This is a genomic window from Tepidicella baoligensis (assembly GCF_013432195.1).
Classification (GTDB): domain Bacteria; phylum Pseudomonadota; class Gammaproteobacteria; order Burkholderiales; family Burkholderiaceae_C; genus Tepidicella; species Tepidicella baoligensis.
Window position 1 is genome coordinate 38,067 of sequence record NZ_JACCDB010000007.1, and the last position, 15,331, is coordinate 53,397.

12 protein-coding genes are annotated in these 15,331 nt (G+C 65.5%); 5 read left to right on the plus strand and 7 right to left on the minus strand.

Annotated elements, in window-relative coordinates:
- Positions 1 to 2 precede the first annotated feature (2 nt).
- A complete protein-coding gene (locus tag HZS63_RS08860) occupies positions 3 to 980 on the minus strand; it encodes a GMP reductase (RefSeq protein ID WP_180683678.1) in 978 nt (325 codons plus the stop codon).
- Between the two features lie 282 nt (positions 981 to 1,262).
- Between HZS63_RS08860 and HZS63_RS08865 the strand changes: the two genes are divergently transcribed.
- Genes HZS63_RS08865 through HZS63_RS08875 form a run of 3 tightly spaced genes read left to right on the plus strand, consistent with a single transcriptional unit; the run spans position 1,263 to position 5,450 of the window.
- Positions 1,263 to 2,120 (plus strand): motility protein A, encoded by an 858-nt coding sequence (locus HZS63_RS08865; RefSeq protein WP_180683679.1) that lies wholly within the window; start codon positions 1,263 to 1,265, stop codon positions 2,118 to 2,120.
- Positions 2,117 to 2,977 carry an OmpA/MotB family protein gene (locus tag HZS63_RS08870; protein WP_219339144.1) on the plus strand — a complete coding sequence of 287 codons (861 nt, stop codon included), beginning with the start codon at positions 2,117 to 2,119 and terminating at the stop codon, positions 2,975 to 2,977. The genes HZS63_RS08865 and HZS63_RS08870 overlap by 4 nt, the downstream gene beginning before the upstream one ends.
- Positions 2,978 to 3,035: 58 nt before the next feature.
- The gene (locus HZS63_RS08875; RefSeq protein WP_180683680.1) at positions 3,036 to 5,450 is read left to right on the plus strand and encodes a UvrD-helicase domain-containing protein; all 2,415 of its coding nucleotides are present in this window, start codon (positions 3,036 to 3,038) and stop codon (positions 5,448 to 5,450) included.
- Positions 5,451 to 5,466: 16 nt separating this feature from the next.
- Here HZS63_RS08875 and HZS63_RS08880 read toward each other — a convergent pair whose 3' ends face one another.
- From HZS63_RS08880 to HZS63_RS08890, 3 genes are read right to left on the minus strand one after another with little or no spacing between them, the layout of a single operon-like run.
- Positions 5,467 to 6,249 (minus strand): BPSS1780 family membrane protein, encoded by a 783-nt coding sequence (locus tag HZS63_RS08880; RefSeq protein WP_180683681.1) that lies wholly within the window; start codon positions 6,247 to 6,249, stop codon positions 5,467 to 5,469.
- Positions 6,246 to 7,199 (minus strand): homoserine kinase, encoded by a 954-nt coding sequence (locus HZS63_RS08885; protein WP_180683682.1) that lies wholly within the window; start codon positions 7,197 to 7,199, stop codon positions 6,246 to 6,248. The genes HZS63_RS08880 and HZS63_RS08885 overlap by 4 nt, the downstream gene beginning before the upstream one ends.
- A gap of 2 nt (positions 7,200 to 7,201) precedes the next feature.
- Positions 7,202 to 7,555, minus strand: coding sequence for a hypothetical protein (locus tag HZS63_RS08890; protein ID WP_180683683.1), 354 nt, complete (start codon positions 7,553 to 7,555; stop codon positions 7,202 to 7,204).
- A 49-nt stretch (positions 7,556 to 7,604) separates the two neighbouring features.
- On the opposite strand from HZS63_RS08890, the gene polA reads away from it, so the two are divergent.
- The gene (gene polA / locus HZS63_RS08895; RefSeq protein WP_180683684.1) at positions 7,605 to 10,406 is read left to right on the plus strand and encodes a DNA polymerase I; all 2,802 of its coding nucleotides are present in this window, start codon (positions 7,605 to 7,607) and stop codon (positions 10,404 to 10,406) included.
- A 92-nt stretch (positions 10,407 to 10,498) separates the two neighbouring features.
- Positions 10,499 to 11,455: a GGDEF domain-containing protein gene (locus HZS63_RS08900; RefSeq protein ID WP_180683685.1), complete on the plus strand. Its 957-nt coding sequence runs from the start codon at positions 10,499 to 10,501 to the stop codon at positions 11,453 to 11,455.
- Positions 11,456 to 11,482: 27 nt separating this feature from the next.
- Here the strand turns inward: HZS63_RS08900 and HZS63_RS08905 are convergent, their stop codons facing one another.
- The 3 genes from HZS63_RS08905 to HZS63_RS08915 are packed head-to-tail and all read right to left on the minus strand — an operon-like array spanning position 11,483 to position 15,310.
- A complete protein-coding gene (locus HZS63_RS08905; protein WP_180683686.1) occupies positions 11,483 to 12,160 on the minus strand; it encodes a hypothetical protein in 678 nt (225 codons plus the stop codon).
- 10 nt (positions 12,161 to 12,170) lie between these two features.
- A complete protein-coding gene (locus HZS63_RS08910) occupies positions 12,171 to 13,571 on the minus strand; it encodes an HlyD family type I secretion periplasmic adaptor subunit (RefSeq protein ID WP_180683687.1) in 1,401 nt (466 codons plus the stop codon).
- The gene (locus HZS63_RS08915) at positions 13,568 to 15,310 is read right to left on the minus strand and encodes a type I secretion system permease/ATPase (protein WP_180683688.1); all 1,743 of its coding nucleotides are present in this window, start codon (positions 15,308 to 15,310) and stop codon (positions 13,568 to 13,570) included. Before HZS63_RS08915 ends, HZS63_RS08910 begins: the two co-directional genes overlap by 4 nt.
- Positions 15,311 to 15,331 lie beyond the last annotated feature (21 nt).

Below are 15,331 nucleotides of genomic sequence, written 5' to 3' on the forward strand. Positions count from 1 at the left end.
AATCACATCAGCAGGTGCTCGCCTGCGTTGTCACCCCCCAGGACGACGTAGTTCACTTTGCGGATGTCCATCAACTGCTTGCCGCCGGCGTAGCTGATGGAGCTTTGCAGGTCTTCCTGCATTTCACGCAGCGTATCGGCCAGTTGGCCCTTGATCGGCTCCAGGATGCGCTTGCCTTCCACGTGCTTGTACTCCCCCTTGTTGAAGTCGCTGGCGGAGCCGTAGTATTCCTTGTAGAGCTTGCCGTCCACCTCCACCGTCTGGCCGGGGGACTCCTCGTGCCCCGCCAGCAGCGAGCCAATCATCACCATGGTGGCGCCGAAGCGGATGGACTTGGCGATGTCGCCGTGCTCGCGGATGCCGCCGTCGGCGATGATGGGTTTGGTGGCCACGCGCGCGCACCACTTCAACGCCGACAGTTGCCAGCCACCCGTGCCAAAGCCGGTCTTGAGCTTGGTGATGCACACCTTGCCCGGGCCGATGCCCACCTTGGTGGCGTCGGCGCCCCAGTTCTCCAGGTCGATCACCGCCTCGGGTGTGCCCACGTTGCCCGCGATGATGAAGCTCTGCGGCAGCTTTTCTTTCAGGTGCGCGATCATGCGTTGCACGCTGTCGGCATGGCCGTGCGCGATGTCGATGGTGATGTAGGCCGGCACCAGGCCTTCAGCGGCCAGGCGGTCGGCGGTGGCGTAGTCGGCCGCTTTCACGCCCAGCGAGATCGAGGCGAACAAGCCGAGGCCGTGCATGCGCCGCGCGAAGGCCACGTTGTCCAGATCGAAGCGATGCATCACGTAAAAGTAGCCGTGGGCGGCCAGCCATTCGGCGATCTTCTCGTCGATCACGGTTTTCATGTTGGCCGGCACCACCGGCAGCTTGAAGCGCCGGGGGCCGAGTTGCACCGAGGTATCGCATTCCGAGCGGCTTACCACGCGGCATTTGCGCGGCAGCAGCAGGATGTTGTCGTAGTCGAAAATTTCCATGAGCCAGGCTCCCAGTCCAAAACAAAAAAGTGAGCGCTTGGCCTGAATCCGGCAACAAAAAACCGGACGCCAGAATCTTGGGCCCGGTGACTGATTGTATACAGTTTGACGGATGGGGGCTTCCGCGCCCGGAAGGGGTTGCCCTGGCCGGCGCGCGGCGATTCGCCGGAACAGGCGAGCCACTGGCCTGCTTTTCGGGCTTTAGAAAACCCCGGTGGCTGCCTGTGATGCGGCACAATGACAGTCTATGGTGTTGACGTGCCGCCGTGAGGAGTCCCCCGGATGAACCCATCCACCCTGATCGGGATGGTGGCCAGCGTCTTGCTGCTGGTCGTCGTCATGATATTCGCGGCTGAGGATCCGCTGCTGTTCATCGATCTGCCGGGCCTCGGTATCGTGCTGGTGGGGACGATGGCCGCCACCTTCATGAGCTACCCGCTCAAGGAGGTGTTGCGCGTGTTCAAGCTGATCAAGACGGTGATTCGCAACGAACAGCTCTACACCCAGAAGGACATCGAGGAGCTGGTGGACGTCTCGCGCCTGTGGATACGGGATGACCCGGTGGCGGTCGAGAAGGCGTTGCAGCGCGTGACCAACCCGTTCCTGCGCACGGGCGTGCAACTGGTGATCGAGCGCACGCCCGAAGAGGACATTCTGGACCTGCTGCAATGGCGCATCGCGCGGCTGCGGGCCAAGGAAGCGGCCGAGGCGCAACTGTTTCGCGTGATGGCCAGCTACGCGCCCGCGTTCGGGATGATCGGCACGCTGGTTGGGCTGGTCAACATGATGGACATCCTCGGCACCGGCGACATGGTGGTGATCGGAGGGCACCTGGCCGTGGCCCTGATGACCACCTTCTACGGCATCCTGCTGGCCAATCTGGTCTTCAAGCCGGTGGCCGTGAAGCTCGAACGCCGCACCGAGCAGCGCGTGGTGCTCATGAACATGGTGATGCAGGGGATTGCCATGATGACGGCCAAGCGCAGCCCCTCGCTGATGCGCGAGACGCTCAAGTCCTTCGTGGCGCACTACGAAGACGAGATTTTTGACGGTCCTCAAGACAACGGGCGCCGTCCGGGCCTGTTGCGCCGGGCACCCGCAGCCAAGAAGCCCGCCGCCGGAGCGGGCCCCCGGCCATGAGTGGTGGAGCTACCCTGCTGGAGAAGATGCTGAGCGAGATGCAGGCCCCAGCCTCGGCTCCCGCAGCCCAGGCAGCTGGCGGTGCCGGCCCCAACCGGGCCATCAGCGCCCTGCGCAGTGGCCGCTTCGAGCGCTGGCACACCGAACCCGTTCCTCCCCAGGAAGAAGAGGCCTGGCTGATCGCCTACCTGGATGTGATGACGCTGTTGCTCGCCATGATGGTGGTGATGCTGGCGTTTTCCGAGCCGGTGAGCGAGTCGTTTCGGGGTGAAAAGCGTGAAATCGCGCTGGATCGGCAATCCCCCGTCGCCCAGACGGCCTCCGATGCCGGCACGACCATCGTGCCACCGATCCCGCTGCCGCATCCAACCACGGCTGCTCAGCGGGTCGAAGGCGATCCGGTGGATGTGCGTGAAGCCCCGGTGCGTCCCTCCATCGAGCTGGGCGATCTGGGGCAGGGCATCGAGGTCACATCGGGGCAGGGCGTGATGCGTTTCCGCATCAGCAGCGAGGTGTTGTTCGCCTCTGGCGATGCCTCGCTGACGCCGGCTGGCCGCGAGGTGATCGACCGACTGTTGCCGGCCTTCAACCAGGCCCCGGACCACACCATCGTCGTCGAAGGCCATTCCGACAACATACCCATCAACACACCGCGTTTTCCGTCGAACTGGGAGCTGTCGGCTGCGCGGGCCGCAGCGGTGGTGCGGCACCTCGAAACCCGGGGTCTGAACCCGACCCGCCTGCGGGCGGCCGGTCTGGCCGAGACCCGGCCCATCGCGTCCAACGCCACGCCGCAGGGGCGCAGCCAGAACCGGCGCGTGGAAATCGTGATGGAAGCGCCCGACCCACAACGCTGACCCGCCGTCGGGCGCACATCCGCCGTCGGGCGCAGGTGGCAGTTCCTACAATCGGTGTATGTTCGCTTCTGTTTCGCCCGAATCGGCTTCGGCCTCTGCCCTGTTGCAATCCCTCAACGAGGAGCAGCTCGCCGCTGTGACGCTGCCCCCCGAGCATGCCCTCATCCTGGCGGGAGCGGGTTCGGGCAAGACGCGGGTGCTCACCACCCGCATCGCCTGGCTGCTGAGCACCGGGCAGGTCACGCCGGGCGGTATTCTGGCCGTGACTTTCACCAATAAGGCAGCCAAGGAAATGCTCACCCGTCTGTCGGCCCTGCTGCCGATCAACGTGCGGGGCATGTGGATCGGCACCTTTCATGGGCTTTGCCACCGCATGTTGCGGGCCCACTGGAAGCTGGCCAATTTGCCACAAACCTTCCAGATCCTGGACACACAGGACCAGCTCAGCGCCATCAAGCGGCTGGTCAAGCAGTACGGCATCGACGAAGAGCGGTTCAAGCCCAAGGAGCTGCAGTGGTTCATCGCCGGCTGCAAGGAAGACGGTCTGCGCCCTTTTCAGGTGGTGGCGCGTGACGAGGACACCCGAAAAAAGATCGAGATCTACCAGCTCTACGAAGACCAGTGCCAGCGCGAAGGCGTGGTGGATTTTGGCGAGTTGATGCTGCGCAGCTTTGAGTTGCTGCGTGACAACGATCCGCTGCGCGAGCACTACCACCGGCGTTTTCGCCACATCCTGGTGGACGAGTTTCAAGACACCAACCGCCTGCAGTACGCCTGGCTCAAGCAGCTGGCCGGGCACGAGGTGGACGGCCGTTTCGTGCCCGGTGGCAACGCCGTGCTCGCGGTGGGGGACGACGACCAGAGCATCTACGCCTTCCGTGGTGCGCGCGTGGGCAACATGGCCGACTTCGTGCGCGAATTCAACGTTCGACACCAGATCAAGCTGGAGCAGAACTACCGCAGCCACGCGCACATCCTGGAGGCAGCCAACCAGCTCATCGAACACAACCGAGGTCGCCTGGGCAAGAACTTGCGCACCGACCAGGGCGCCGGCGAGCCGGTGCGCGTCTATGAGGCGCCCACCGACTTTGCCGAGGCGCAGTGGATCGTGGACGAGATGAAGCAGCTCATCCGCAACGACGGCTACCCGCGCCACGAGGTGGCGGTGCTCTACCGCAGCAACGCGCAAAGCCGCGTCATCGAAAGTGCGTTGTTCAACGCTGGCATGCCATACCGGGTGTACGGCGGGTTGCGTTTTTTCGAGCGCGCCGAGATCAAACATGCGCTGGCCTACCTGCGCCTGCTCGACAATCCCCACGACGACACCAGCTTCCTGCGCGTGGTCAACTTTCCGCCACGGGGCATCGGGGCCCGTTCGATCGAAGCTTTGCAGGACGCCGCGAAAGCCGCCGGCTGCTCGCTGCACGACGCGGTCAGCAGGCTCAGCGGCAAGGCCGGTGCCAACCTCTCGGCCTTCGTGGCCAAGGTGGACGTGATGCGCGAGCAGACCGAAGGGGCCACCCTGCGCGAGATCATCGAGCTGGTGTTGCAGCACAGTGGGCTGCTGGAGCACTACCGCGCCGACCGCGACGGTGCCGACCGGGTGGAGAACCTGGAAGAACTGGTCAATGCCGCCGAAAGCTTCGTGATGCAGGAGGGCTTTGGCCGCGATGCGGTGGCCTTGCCGCTGGACGAAACCGCGCCGACCGGCGGGGCAGGGCTCAGCCAGTCGCCTGCCAGCCAGGGGCTGGATGCGTCATCGCCCATGCTGGATCTTCCCCTGCCCGAGGCGTTGCCCGACACGGGTGAGACGCTCAGCCCGTTGGTGGCCTTCTTGACCCACGCCGCGCTCGAGTCGGGCGACAACCAGGCCCAGGCCGGCGAAGACGCCGTGCAGCTCATGACCGTGCACGCCGCCAAGGGGCTGGAGTTCGATGCGGTGTTCATCACCGGGCTGGAAGAAGGGCTGTTCCCGCACGAGAACAGCCTCAGCAGCCTGGAGGGCCTGGAGGAAGAGCGCCGCCTCATGTATGTGGCCATCACCCGCGCACGCAAGCGGCTGTACCTGACCCACGCCCAGACGCGCATGCTGCACGGGCAGACACGCTACCACCTGCGCAGTCGGTTTGTCGATGAGCTGCCCGAAACCAGCCTGAAATGGCTCACGCCCCAGCAGGGAATGTGGGCGAACCATGGGCAGGGCGGGGTCGCAGGGCAGCCTGCCTGGGGGCGCAGCGGGTTGATGGGGGATGCCCGTGCTCCCGTCTCGTCGGCACCCGCCACACCTGTGCCTCGAAGCAGCGAGTCCCCCCACGGCATCCGGGCCGGCATGCAGGTGTTCCACAACAAGTTTGGTGAAGGGCGTGTCCTCACCGTCGAGGGGCAGGGTGACGATGCCCGTGCCCAGGTCAGCTTCAGCCGCCACGGCACCAAATGGCTGGCGCTCAGCGTGGCCAAGCTCACGCCGATCTAGACGGGGCCATCATGGCTCAGGCCGGTGTGTTGCCTTCGTCGGTGGTGAAACTGTCGCGGAAGGTGAAGTACAGCGACGAGAAGAACATCGCGCTCATCAGCATGGCCACGGGGAAGAGGAGCAGGCTCAACAACTGCGGTCCGCCGAAGGCCGTGGCGAACAGCACCAGCACCAGCGAGACGCCGAAGAACACGCCGGTCCAGCCGAGGAAATAGACGACCAGCGCGGCCTTGTTGGTCCAGCAGGCCAAGGCGCTGAAGAAAAGGCTCTTGGCGGGCGATACCCCGTGCCAGTGCACCAGTGCAGGCGCGTGCCAGAACAGCAGGCCAAGTGGCACGTACAGCACCAGGCTCACGATGATGCCGCGCATCACGCCGGGCTGGCGCAGCAGCTCGCCGGCCGACTCGACGTTTTCCGGGTCGAAGCCCACCGGGCCACTGCCTGCGATCAGCGCCGTCAAACCCATGATCACGAAGGAGCCCACCGCATAGATCGCGCCCAGCACCAGCATGGCGCGCATGCGGTCCTTGCCCGCCTGGAAAGCGCTGGCCAGCACGGTGGGCATGGGGAATTGCCCGGCCGCGGCCTCCCGGGTGGCCGCCATCAGCCCGAGCGTGGCGGCCGGCAGCAGCGCCAAAGCCAGGGCATGCCCGAGCAGGGGGATGATGGACAGCACCGACACCACCAACATGAACATGAAGAACAGGCCGGCCAAGGCCAGCGGCTGGCGGAAGAAGGTGCGTATGCCCAGCTTGACCCATAGGATGCCAGTGCTGGCGGGGACTTTGTGCAGCTTCATAAGGCGTGTATCCGTGCGCGCAGGACGCGTTCGAAATGGGTGGGATCGTGGGGCTTGAGCATAGACGCCTCGCGCGGCAGGTACCAGTCCCACAGACGCGAAATCCAGAATCGCAATGCCCCAGCCCGTTTCATGGCAGGGAGCAACTGGCGTTCGGCCCCTGTGAGCGGGCGCACCCGCTCATAGGCCTCCACCATGGCCTGCTCGCGTGTCGGGTCGGCGCAACCGGTTTCCAGGTCGATACACCAGTCGTTGAGGCACACCGCCAAGTCGAACAGCCAAGTGTCGCAGCCGGCGAAGTAGAAGTCGAAGAGCCCGCTGAGCTGGCCATGGTCGAACATGACGTTGTCGCGAAACAGATCGGCGTGGATAGGGCCGCGCGGCAACGATGCGTAGGCCGGGGTTTCGGCCAAGTGGTTCTGGTAGGCCAGCTCGCTGCGCAGCAGGTTCGCCTGCTCGGCGCTCACATAGGGTAGCACCACGGGAACAGTCTCATTCCACCAGGGCAGACCCCGCAGATTGGGTTGTTCGCGATCGTAGTCCTGCCCGGCCAGATGCATGCGCGCCAGCATCGCTCCCACCTGGGTGCAGTGCGTCGTGCCTGGAGCGAGTTCACTGCGGCCGCGCAGGCGGTTCACCACGGCCGCGGGCTTGCCCTGAACCCGGTGCACGATCTCGCCCTGGGCATCGCAGGCCGGAGCCGGCACGGGAATGCCTTTGGCGGCCAGGTGCTTCATCAGGTGCAGGTAGAACGGCAACTGCTCGAAGGTCAGGCGCTCGAACAGCGTGAGCACGTAGTCATGCCGCTGCCCCTCGCGCTCGGTGGAGACGAAATAGTTGGTGTTCTCGATGCCCCCGGTGATTCCTGCCATGTCGGTCAGTTCCCCCAGGCCGAGCCGGCGCAGCAACGCCGCGGCCTCATCGCGTGAGACTTCGGTGAAGACGGCCATGATCAGAATTTCAGCACGCGCCAGCTGCTTTTGCCTGCCGGCCCCTTGTCGTCCGGGCTGCGGGCGGGGTCGATGGGCTGCACCTGATAGCCTGGCACGCGGCTGTTGGTCTGCACCTCGATGCTGCGGGTCTGACCGCCCACGCGCAGTTCTTCGATCCGGCTGCCCGCGTCGTGGTGTACGATGCGCTCGGTTTTCTGCTCCAGCGTGCGCACCGGCTCGCGCTCCAGCGCTTCGCCCGAGGTGGTTTCGGCATGAGCCTGGCCAACCGTGAGCAGGGCAGCGAGGAAGGCAGGAGAAATCCAGCGCGCGAGGCGCGCGCGCGATGTCGGGCGGCGGTGGGAAAAGCGGTCCATGCCTCCATTGTAGGCAATGCCCCCGTTGGTTTGCCGGCACAATCTTGACATGAGCGAACCCCAGAAAACCCTGGTGCTGGTGGACGGTTCCAGTTACCTCTACCGTGCCTACCATGCGATGCCCGATCTGCGCGCCGTGCCGGGCGACCCCAGCAGCCCTGCCACCGGTGCCATCCGCGGCATGATCAACATGCTGCAGGCGTTGCAGAAAGAGCACCCAGCCGACTATGCGGCTTGCGTGTTCGATGCCTCCGGCCCTACCTTCCGCGATGCCCTGTACCCTGAATACAAGGCCCACCGCAGCCCCATGCCCGATGACTTGCGTGCCCAGATCGCGCCCATTCAGGAGGTGGTGCGCCTGCTGGGTTGGACCGTGCTGGATGTGCCCGGCGTGGAGGCCGACGACGTGATCGGCACGCTCGCGGCCACGGCGGCCGCGCAGGGGGTGCGCGTGATCGTCTCCAGCGGCGACAAGGACCTGAGCCAGCTCGTCAACGAACACATCACCATCAAGGACTCCATGAGCGGCAAGGTGCGCGATGTGGCGGGCGTGACCGCCGAGTTCGGCGTGCCCCCTCGCTTGATGGTGGACTACCAGACCCTGGTGGGTGATGCGGTGGACAACGTGCCCGGCGTGGACAAGGTGGGCCCCAAGACCGCGGCCAAGTGGCTGCTGGAATACGGCTCTCTCGACGGGGTGCTGGCCCATGCAGAGCAGATCAAGGGCGTGGCCGGGGAGAACCTGCGCAAGGCGCGGGACTGGCTGCCCACTGGGCGGCAACTGGTGACGATCAAGACCGACTGCGACCTCAACGGTTTTGTGCCCGGTCTGCCCGCGCTGGACAGTCTGGCGCTGCGTGAGCGTCAAGACGCCGCCCTGCGCGACTTTTACGAGCGCTATGGCTTCAAGAGCCTGGCGCGTTCGCTGACGCAGCCCCCAAACCATGCCGGACGGGCGCCAGGCGCAGGGCCAACAGCCGCCAGCCCTTCTGCCGGTATGAGCGGTGAGCTGTTCGCCACTGCACCCCGCAGCGCCTCCGCCGTGCCCCCTCGGCGCTACGATACCGTGCTGACCTGGGAGGCGTTCGATGCCTGGCTGGCTCGCATCGAGGCGGCAGAGCTGGTGGCGGTCGATACCGAAACCACCTCACTCGACGAAATGTACGCCGAAATCGTGGGCATCTCCTTCAGCGTGAAGCCCGGTGAGGCCGCGTACGTGCCCCTGGCGCACGACTACCCGGGCGTGCCCGCCCAGTTGCCGCGTGACGAGGTGCTGGCACGCCTGCAGCCCTGGCTGGAGAACCCCGCCGCGGCCAAGCTGGGCCAGCACGTCAAATACGACCGACATGTGTTTGCCAATCACGGCATTGAGGTGCGGGGCTATGCGCACGACACCATGCTGCAAAGCTATGTACTGGAGGTTCACAAGCCGCACAATTTGGGCAGCCTGGCCGAACGCCATCTGGGGCGTAGCGGCATCAGCTATGAAGAGTTGTGTGGCAAAGGTGCGCATCAGATGCCCTTTGCCCAGGTGGCCATCGACAAGGCCGCTGAATACGCCTGCGAAGACAGTGACCTGACGCTCGATGTGCATCTGGCCCTGTGGCCGCGCCTGCAGGCCGATGACAAGCTCAAGGCCATTTACGAGCTGGAAATCGCCAGCAGCGAGGTGCTCTACCGCATGGAGCGCCACGGGGTGCTGATCGACGCCGATACCCTGGCGCGGCAGAGTCACGAACTGGGCCAGCGTATCCTGCAGCTGGAACAGGAGGCCTACGCCATCGCCGGTCAGCCCTTCAATCTCAGCAGTCCCAAGCAGCTGGGTGAAATCTTCTTCGACAAGCTGGGCCTGCCGGTGGTGAAGAAGACCGCCACCGGCGCGCGCAGCACGGACGAAGAAGTGCTGGAAAAGCTGGCCGAGGACTACCCGCTGCCCGCCAAGATCCTCGAACACCGCTCACTCACCAAGCTCAAGGGCACCTACACCGACAAACTGGCCAGCATGGCGCACCCGCGCACCGGCCGCGTCCACACCCATTACGCGCAGGCCGTCGCCGTGACCGGGCGCTTGTCCAGCAACGACCCGAACCTGCAGAACATCCCGATCCGCACGCCCGAGGGACGGCGTGTGCGCGAAGCCTTCGTCGCGCCGCCGGGGCACGTGATCGCCAGTGCCGACTATTCGCAAATCGAGCTGCGCATCATGGCCCACCTGAGCAACGACGAGGCCCTGCTCAAGGCCTTTGCCGAGGGCATGGACGTGCACCGCGCCACGGCGGCCGAAGTGTTCGGCCTGGCGCCGGAGCAGGTCAGCAGCGAGCAGCGCCGCTACGCCAAGGTCATCAACTTCGGGCTCATCTACGGCATGAGCAGCTATGGCCTGGCCAAGGCGCTGGGCATCGACAACACGGCGGCGAAAAACTACATCGAGCGCTACTTCCAGCGCTTCGCGGGGGTGCGCCGCTACATGGACGACACCAAGGCCCAGGCCAAGGCGCGCGGCTACGTGGAAACGGTGTTCGGCCGCCGCCTCTACCTGCCCGAGATCAACAGCCCCAATGGCCCGCGCCGCGCCGCCGCCGAGCGCGCCGCCATCAACGCGCCGATGCAGGGCACCGCGGCCGACCTCATCAAGATGAGCATGGTGGCGGTGCAGCAGGCGCTGGACGCGCAAGGCAAGGGCACGAAGATGATCATGCAGGTGCACGACGAGCTGGTGTTCGAGGTGCCCGAAGCCGAGGTGAACTGGCTCAAGACCGAGGTGCCGCGCTTGATGGCCGGGGTGGCCCGGTTGCAGGTTCCACTGCTCGCCGAGGTGGGTGTGGGCGCCAACTGGGAGCAGGCCCACTGACCCTGCAGCGTTTGGCGGCCCGCATGCAGCATGCTTCTCATGGAAAACGCCAGATGTGCACCGAAACGTGCGGCCTGACATAATCAGGTGCCATGTTTGTCGCAGCTCCCCTACCGTCCAGCTCCTCCCGACAAGTCGAGTCGTCGGCGCTGGCGTGGGTGACCCGGCTGATCGGGGCTCGCGATCGGCGCGAGCTCGGGCAATTATTGCGGCAGGGTGTTTTGTCCTGGCCCACCGTGGAGCGCGCAGAGCTGGTCGAGCAAGCGGAACTGCTCGACAACACCCCCATGCCAGACCGCGGCGCTTGCCAGTGTTGGGAAATGCGTTCCGAGTTTGGTGAGCTGACTTTGTTGTGCGTCTGGTCGCCGCCGCATGACAGCGACACCCTGGAGTTCATCGGGTATCTGGTGCAGGCGTATCAGCACGTCCTGCGCCTGCTGGACGGAGCCGAGCGTGATCCGATGACAGGGCTGTTCAACCGCAAGTCGTTCGACGAAACCTTCTGGCGCCTCAGCATGAACAGTTGGGAGTCCCCTCAGCACGCCGACTCGGGAGCCCCGATGTCAGGGCGGCCGGAGCGCCGGCATGAGGACGGCCCTCCCGGTTACTGGCTCGGCGTGCTGGATGTGGACCATTTCAAGCGCGTCAACGACGAGCACGGGCACCTCATTGGCGACGAGGTGCTGATCCTGCTGGCGCGGCTGATGCGACAGGTGTTCCGCCGCCAAGACCGCTTCTACCGGTTTGGGGGCGAGGAGTTCGTGGTGCTGCTGCCTTCGACCGATGCGGCCATCGCCGACTCGCTGTTTCAGCGCCTGCGCCGCACCGTGGAGACGCACGACTTCCCGCAGGTCGGTCGCATCACCGTGAGCCTGGGCTATACCCAGATCCGCTCCAAGGACAGCCCGGCTGCTGCCTTCGACCGTGCCGACCAGGCGGTCTATCTGGCGAAAAAAGGTGGGCGTAACCGGGTGGTGTGCTTCGATACCGAGCCGGCCCTGCGTTCCACGCCGGCGCTGCCACCGGCCGGCGACATCGAGCTGTTCTGACGTGTCAGGCCCGCAGCCGCAGCGCCTTCAGCGAACGGCCGTGGCCAGCCCCATGGCCAGGGCTTCCTGGGGGCCGTACACGTCGGGGCTGCGGCAATTCGCCGCTTCCAGTTTCTGGTACACGGCCAGTGCCGTCGGCGGCGGCAGCATGGCCCGCAAATAGCGCAACAGCGTGAGTTGCTGGCCTCGGCTCAGTTCGGTTTCGCACACATGGCGGCCGAAATCGGCGTCGGGCGGGATCTGCGAGAAGGCGATGCGCGCCGGCACGGGTTCTGCAGGCAGCCAGCGCTCGGTACCGGCGGCAAACACCATCATGCAGGGGGTGTTGCAGGTGGCCCCCGGTGCCACCTGGGTGTTGTAACCGCGGTTGCGGATCATGGAGCCGAGCGTGATCGCATCGCCCAGTACCCCCTGGGTGGCGTCCAGCGCCAGTGTCTTGTGCGTGCATCCGGCCTGCTCGATGGCCTGCAACGGCGCGGTCATCTGCCGGACGGTGGCCGCCTGGATTTCCCCTTTGAGCTCCAGCAGGCAGGTGGTGCCCTGCGTCTTGACTGTGAGCAGCCCACCCGTGTAACGAAACACCTGGGTCGACGGGGTGGTGGGCGCTTCCTGGCGGGCGGGTGGCGGGCTGGCGCAGGCACCCAGCAGAGCCGCGAGGCCGAGGAGCGTGAGGCGAAGATGGGCAGGGATGCGCAACGGGTTCATCTTGTTATTGTCAACTTTCCGTGAGGGCGGTGGTGAAGCGGCGCAGCAGCGGTTGGGCCAAATAAACCATGAGGGAGCGTTCCCCGGTCTTGACCATGACCGTCGTCGGCATGCCCGGTTGCAGCCGCAGGCCGCGCAGCTTGTCCGCTTCCTCAGGGCTGACGTGGATGCGCAAGGCGAAATAGGGATGGCCACTGAGCGGGTCCGTCAGCACGTCGGCCGACACCATGGTTACTTCGCCGGTGATCACGGGGCGCTCTACCCGTGCCGAGTAGGCGTCGAAGTGCACGTCGGCCGACAGGCCGGGGTGCACCCGGTCGATGTACTGAGGCGCCAGCCTCGCCTCGATGATCAGGTTGTCGTCATCGGGCACGATGTCCATGACCCGATCGCCGGGCCTGACCACGCCGCCCACGGTATGCGTCGTCAGGTCCACCACGATACCGTCCACCGGGGCACGCAGCACCAGGCGGTTGACGGTATCCTGCTGCGCATTCAGGCGTTCACCCAAGGTGGCCACCTCGCGCTGGATCTCGGTGAGCAGGCTTTCCACTTCGCGCCGGTACTCGGTTTCGCGCTGCGCGCCACGCATCCGGAACTCGGCCAGCCGGGCGTTGATGCCCGCGATATTGGACATGTCTTCACTGAGCTTGCTCTGTACCTCGGCGAGCTGGCGCTCTAACTCGAGCAGGCTGTTGCGCGAGACAAACCCCTGATTGTGCAAATCCCGAAAGGAGACGAGCTGCTCGTTGAACAGTGCGATCTGGGTTTCCCGTCCCTGGCGCAATTGGGCCAGGCTGGCGAGCTGCATTTCCAGCCCGCGTACCGATTCGCGGATGATGCGCAGCTCCCCCCACAGCGCCTGGCGCCTGGAACGGAACAGGCTTTCTTGGGTGCGGATCAGCGCGGCCACCTCCGGGTCGTTGATGGCGGCGGCCTGCAGTTCAGGAGGGAAGGCAATGGTCGGCGTGTCGTCGCGCTCCGCTCGCAGTCGTGCCAGCGTGGCGATGGCCGTCAGCCACTGGGTTTGCGTGGCATTCAGGGCCGAGCGGCTTTGTGTCTCGTTGAGCACGAGCAACGCGTCACCCGCCTTGACGCGTTGGCCCTCACGTACCAGGATCTGCTCCACGATGCCGCCTTGCAGGTGATCGATGGTCTTGCGGCTGCTTTCTACCACTACCATGCCGGAGGTTGGGATGCCCTCATCCAGCGGGGCCAGGGTGGCCCAGGCCAGAAAGCCGCCGAAGCCGAGCAGCAGGATCCACAGCCCCCGGCGCAGGATGCGCTGGTAGTCGGTGTCGGGCAGGACTGGTGTCTCGTGGGGCAGTGGTTCCGCGTCCAGCGTGAGCGAGGTGGCGGGAGCCACGACATGGGCGCTTTGCAGGGCAGGGGTGGGGGCGTCGGCACTCATGTTTGAGCCTCATTGGGCAACTGCGCGTCCGGTGACGCGGTGGCCATGGCGGGTTTGTGCAGCGGGCGCAAGGTTTTCATGACGGCATCGCGCGGGCCATAGGCCTGGATGGTGCCGTTGGCGAGCACCAGAATGGCATCGGCTTCGGCCAGCAGGTTCATGCGGTGGGTGATCACGAAGACCGTGCGCTTTTCTTCTTTCATCACGCGCAGGGCGCCTATCAGTGCCGCGTCGCCGGCTTCGTCCAGGTTGGCGTTGGGCTCGTCCAGCACCACCAGGGCCGGGTCGCCGTACATGGCGCGCGCCAGGCCGATGCGCTGGCGCTGCCCGCCCGAGAGGGCCATGCCGCCTTCGCCGATGGGGGTGTCGTAGCCCTGGGGCAGGCGCAGGATCATGTCGTGCACGCCGGCGCGTTGGGCAGCCGCGACGGTGCGGGCTGCATCCGGCGTGCCGAAGCGGGCGATGTTTTCCGCCACCGTGCCCTCGAACAATTCCACGTCCTGCGGCAGATAGCCCAGCCAAGGTCCCAGCTCTTCCTTGTTCCATTGCGACACGTCGGCCCCGTCCAGCCGCACGGTCCCGCTCATGGGCGGCCAGACGCCCACCAGCGCCCGTGCCAGCGTGGACTTGCCCGACGCGCTGGGACCGATGACAGCGACCAGCATGCCCGGGGTGGCGCCAAACCGCAGCCCCTTGAGCACCGGCACTCGCCCGCCGGGTGGGCCGGCGACGAGGTTTTCCACGGATACCACGCCCTCGGGACGGGGGAGCGCAGTTCGGTGTTCGGGCTCGGGGTGTGCCTGTAGCAGATCGTTCAGTCGGTCATACGCACCCCGAGCCTGAACCAGATTCCGCCATTGGCCGATCACCCCGTCCACCGGGGCCAGAGCCCGCCCCAGGAGAATGGACGCAGCGATCATGCCGCCTGGCGTCAACTGGTTGTCGATGACCAGTAAGGCACCCAAGCCCAGCACGCCGGACTGGAAACCCATGCGGGTGAAGCGCGTGACCCCCGAGACGGCAGCTGCCCGATCGCTGGCTTGTGCCTGCAGAGCCAGCATGCGTTGCTGGCGCCGTTGCCACCCCTGGCGCAGCGTGCCGAGCATTCCAAGTGCAGCAACCACTTCGGCATTGCGCAGGCTGCCCTGGGCGTACTGAGTGGCCCGCTGGGCTTCCCGACTGGCTTCCTGCAACGGATTGGCGGTCAGCTTTTCGTTCAGGTACGCCAGCGCCAGCAGCACACAGGCCGCCACCAGACCCAAGGCTCCCAGCCAGGGGTGCAGCAGGAAGATCACCAGCAGGTACAGCGGTGTCCAGGGAGCATCGAAAAAAGCGAAAAGCCCTCGGCCGGTCAGGAACTGACGGATATGCGTCAAATCCCCGAGCGATTGGGCGGCACTCGCGTTGCGCCCATGGAGGGTGCGTCCGAACGCGGCTTCGAACACGCGCGAACCGAGCCGTATGTCCATGGCGGCACTGCCGCGCACCACCGCCTGACCGCGTACCCATTCCAGCAGGGCTTCCAGGGCCAGCAAGCCGAGCATGATGACCGTGAGCATGAGCAACGTGGTGGTGTTGCGGCTGGCCAGCACCCGGTCGTAAATCTGCAGCATGTACACCGCTGGTGTGAGCATGAGCAGGTTGATCACGAAGCTGAAGGCAGCGACCGTGATGAACAACGACCGGAAGGCCGCCAGATGTTCATTCAGTCCCTGGGCTGTCTGTGGTGGCTTGACCATGACCCGACTGTATTCGATCGT

Bases quoted from the DNA above. Each gene is read 5' to 3' on its own strand.
- HZS63_RS08860 (WP_180683678.1), bottom strand. From the start codon at position 980: ATGGAAATTTTCGACTACGACAACATCCTGCTGCTGCCGCGCAAATGC.
- HZS63_RS08865 (WP_180683679.1), top strand. From the start codon at position 1,263: ATGAACCCATCCACCCTGATCGGGATGGTGGCCAGCGTCTTGCTGCTG.
- HZS63_RS08870 (WP_219339144.1), top strand. From the start codon at position 2,117: ATGAGTGGTGGAGCTACCCTGCTGGAGAAGATGCTGAGCGAGATGCAG.
- HZS63_RS08875 (WP_180683680.1), top strand. From the start codon at position 3,036: ATGTTCGCTTCTGTTTCGCCCGAATCGGCTTCGGCCTCTGCCCTGTTG.
- HZS63_RS08880 (WP_180683681.1), bottom strand. From the start codon at position 6,249: ATGAAGCTGCACAAAGTCCCCGCCAGCACTGGCATCCTATGGGTCAAG.
- HZS63_RS08885 (WP_180683682.1), bottom strand. From the start codon at position 7,199: ATGGCCGTCTTCACCGAAGTCTCACGCGATGAGGCCGCGGCGTTGCTG.
- HZS63_RS08890 (WP_180683683.1), bottom strand. From the start codon at position 7,555: ATGGACCGCTTTTCCCACCGCCGCCCGACATCGCGCGCGCGCCTCGCG.
- polA (WP_180683684.1), top strand. From the start codon at position 7,605: ATGAGCGAACCCCAGAAAACCCTGGTGCTGGTGGACGGTTCCAGTTAC.
- HZS63_RS08900 (WP_180683685.1), top strand. From the start codon at position 10,499: ATGTTTGTCGCAGCTCCCCTACCGTCCAGCTCCTCCCGACAAGTCGAG.
- HZS63_RS08905 (WP_180683686.1), bottom strand. From the start codon at position 12,160: ATGAACCCGTTGCGCATCCCTGCCCATCTTCGCCTCACGCTCCTCGGC.
- HZS63_RS08910 (WP_180683687.1), bottom strand. From the start codon at position 13,571: ATGAGTGCCGACGCCCCCACCCCTGCCCTGCAAAGCGCCCATGTCGTG.
- HZS63_RS08915 (WP_180683688.1), bottom strand. From the start codon at position 15,310: ATGGTCAAGCCACCACAGACAGCCCAGGGACTGAATGAACATCTGGCG.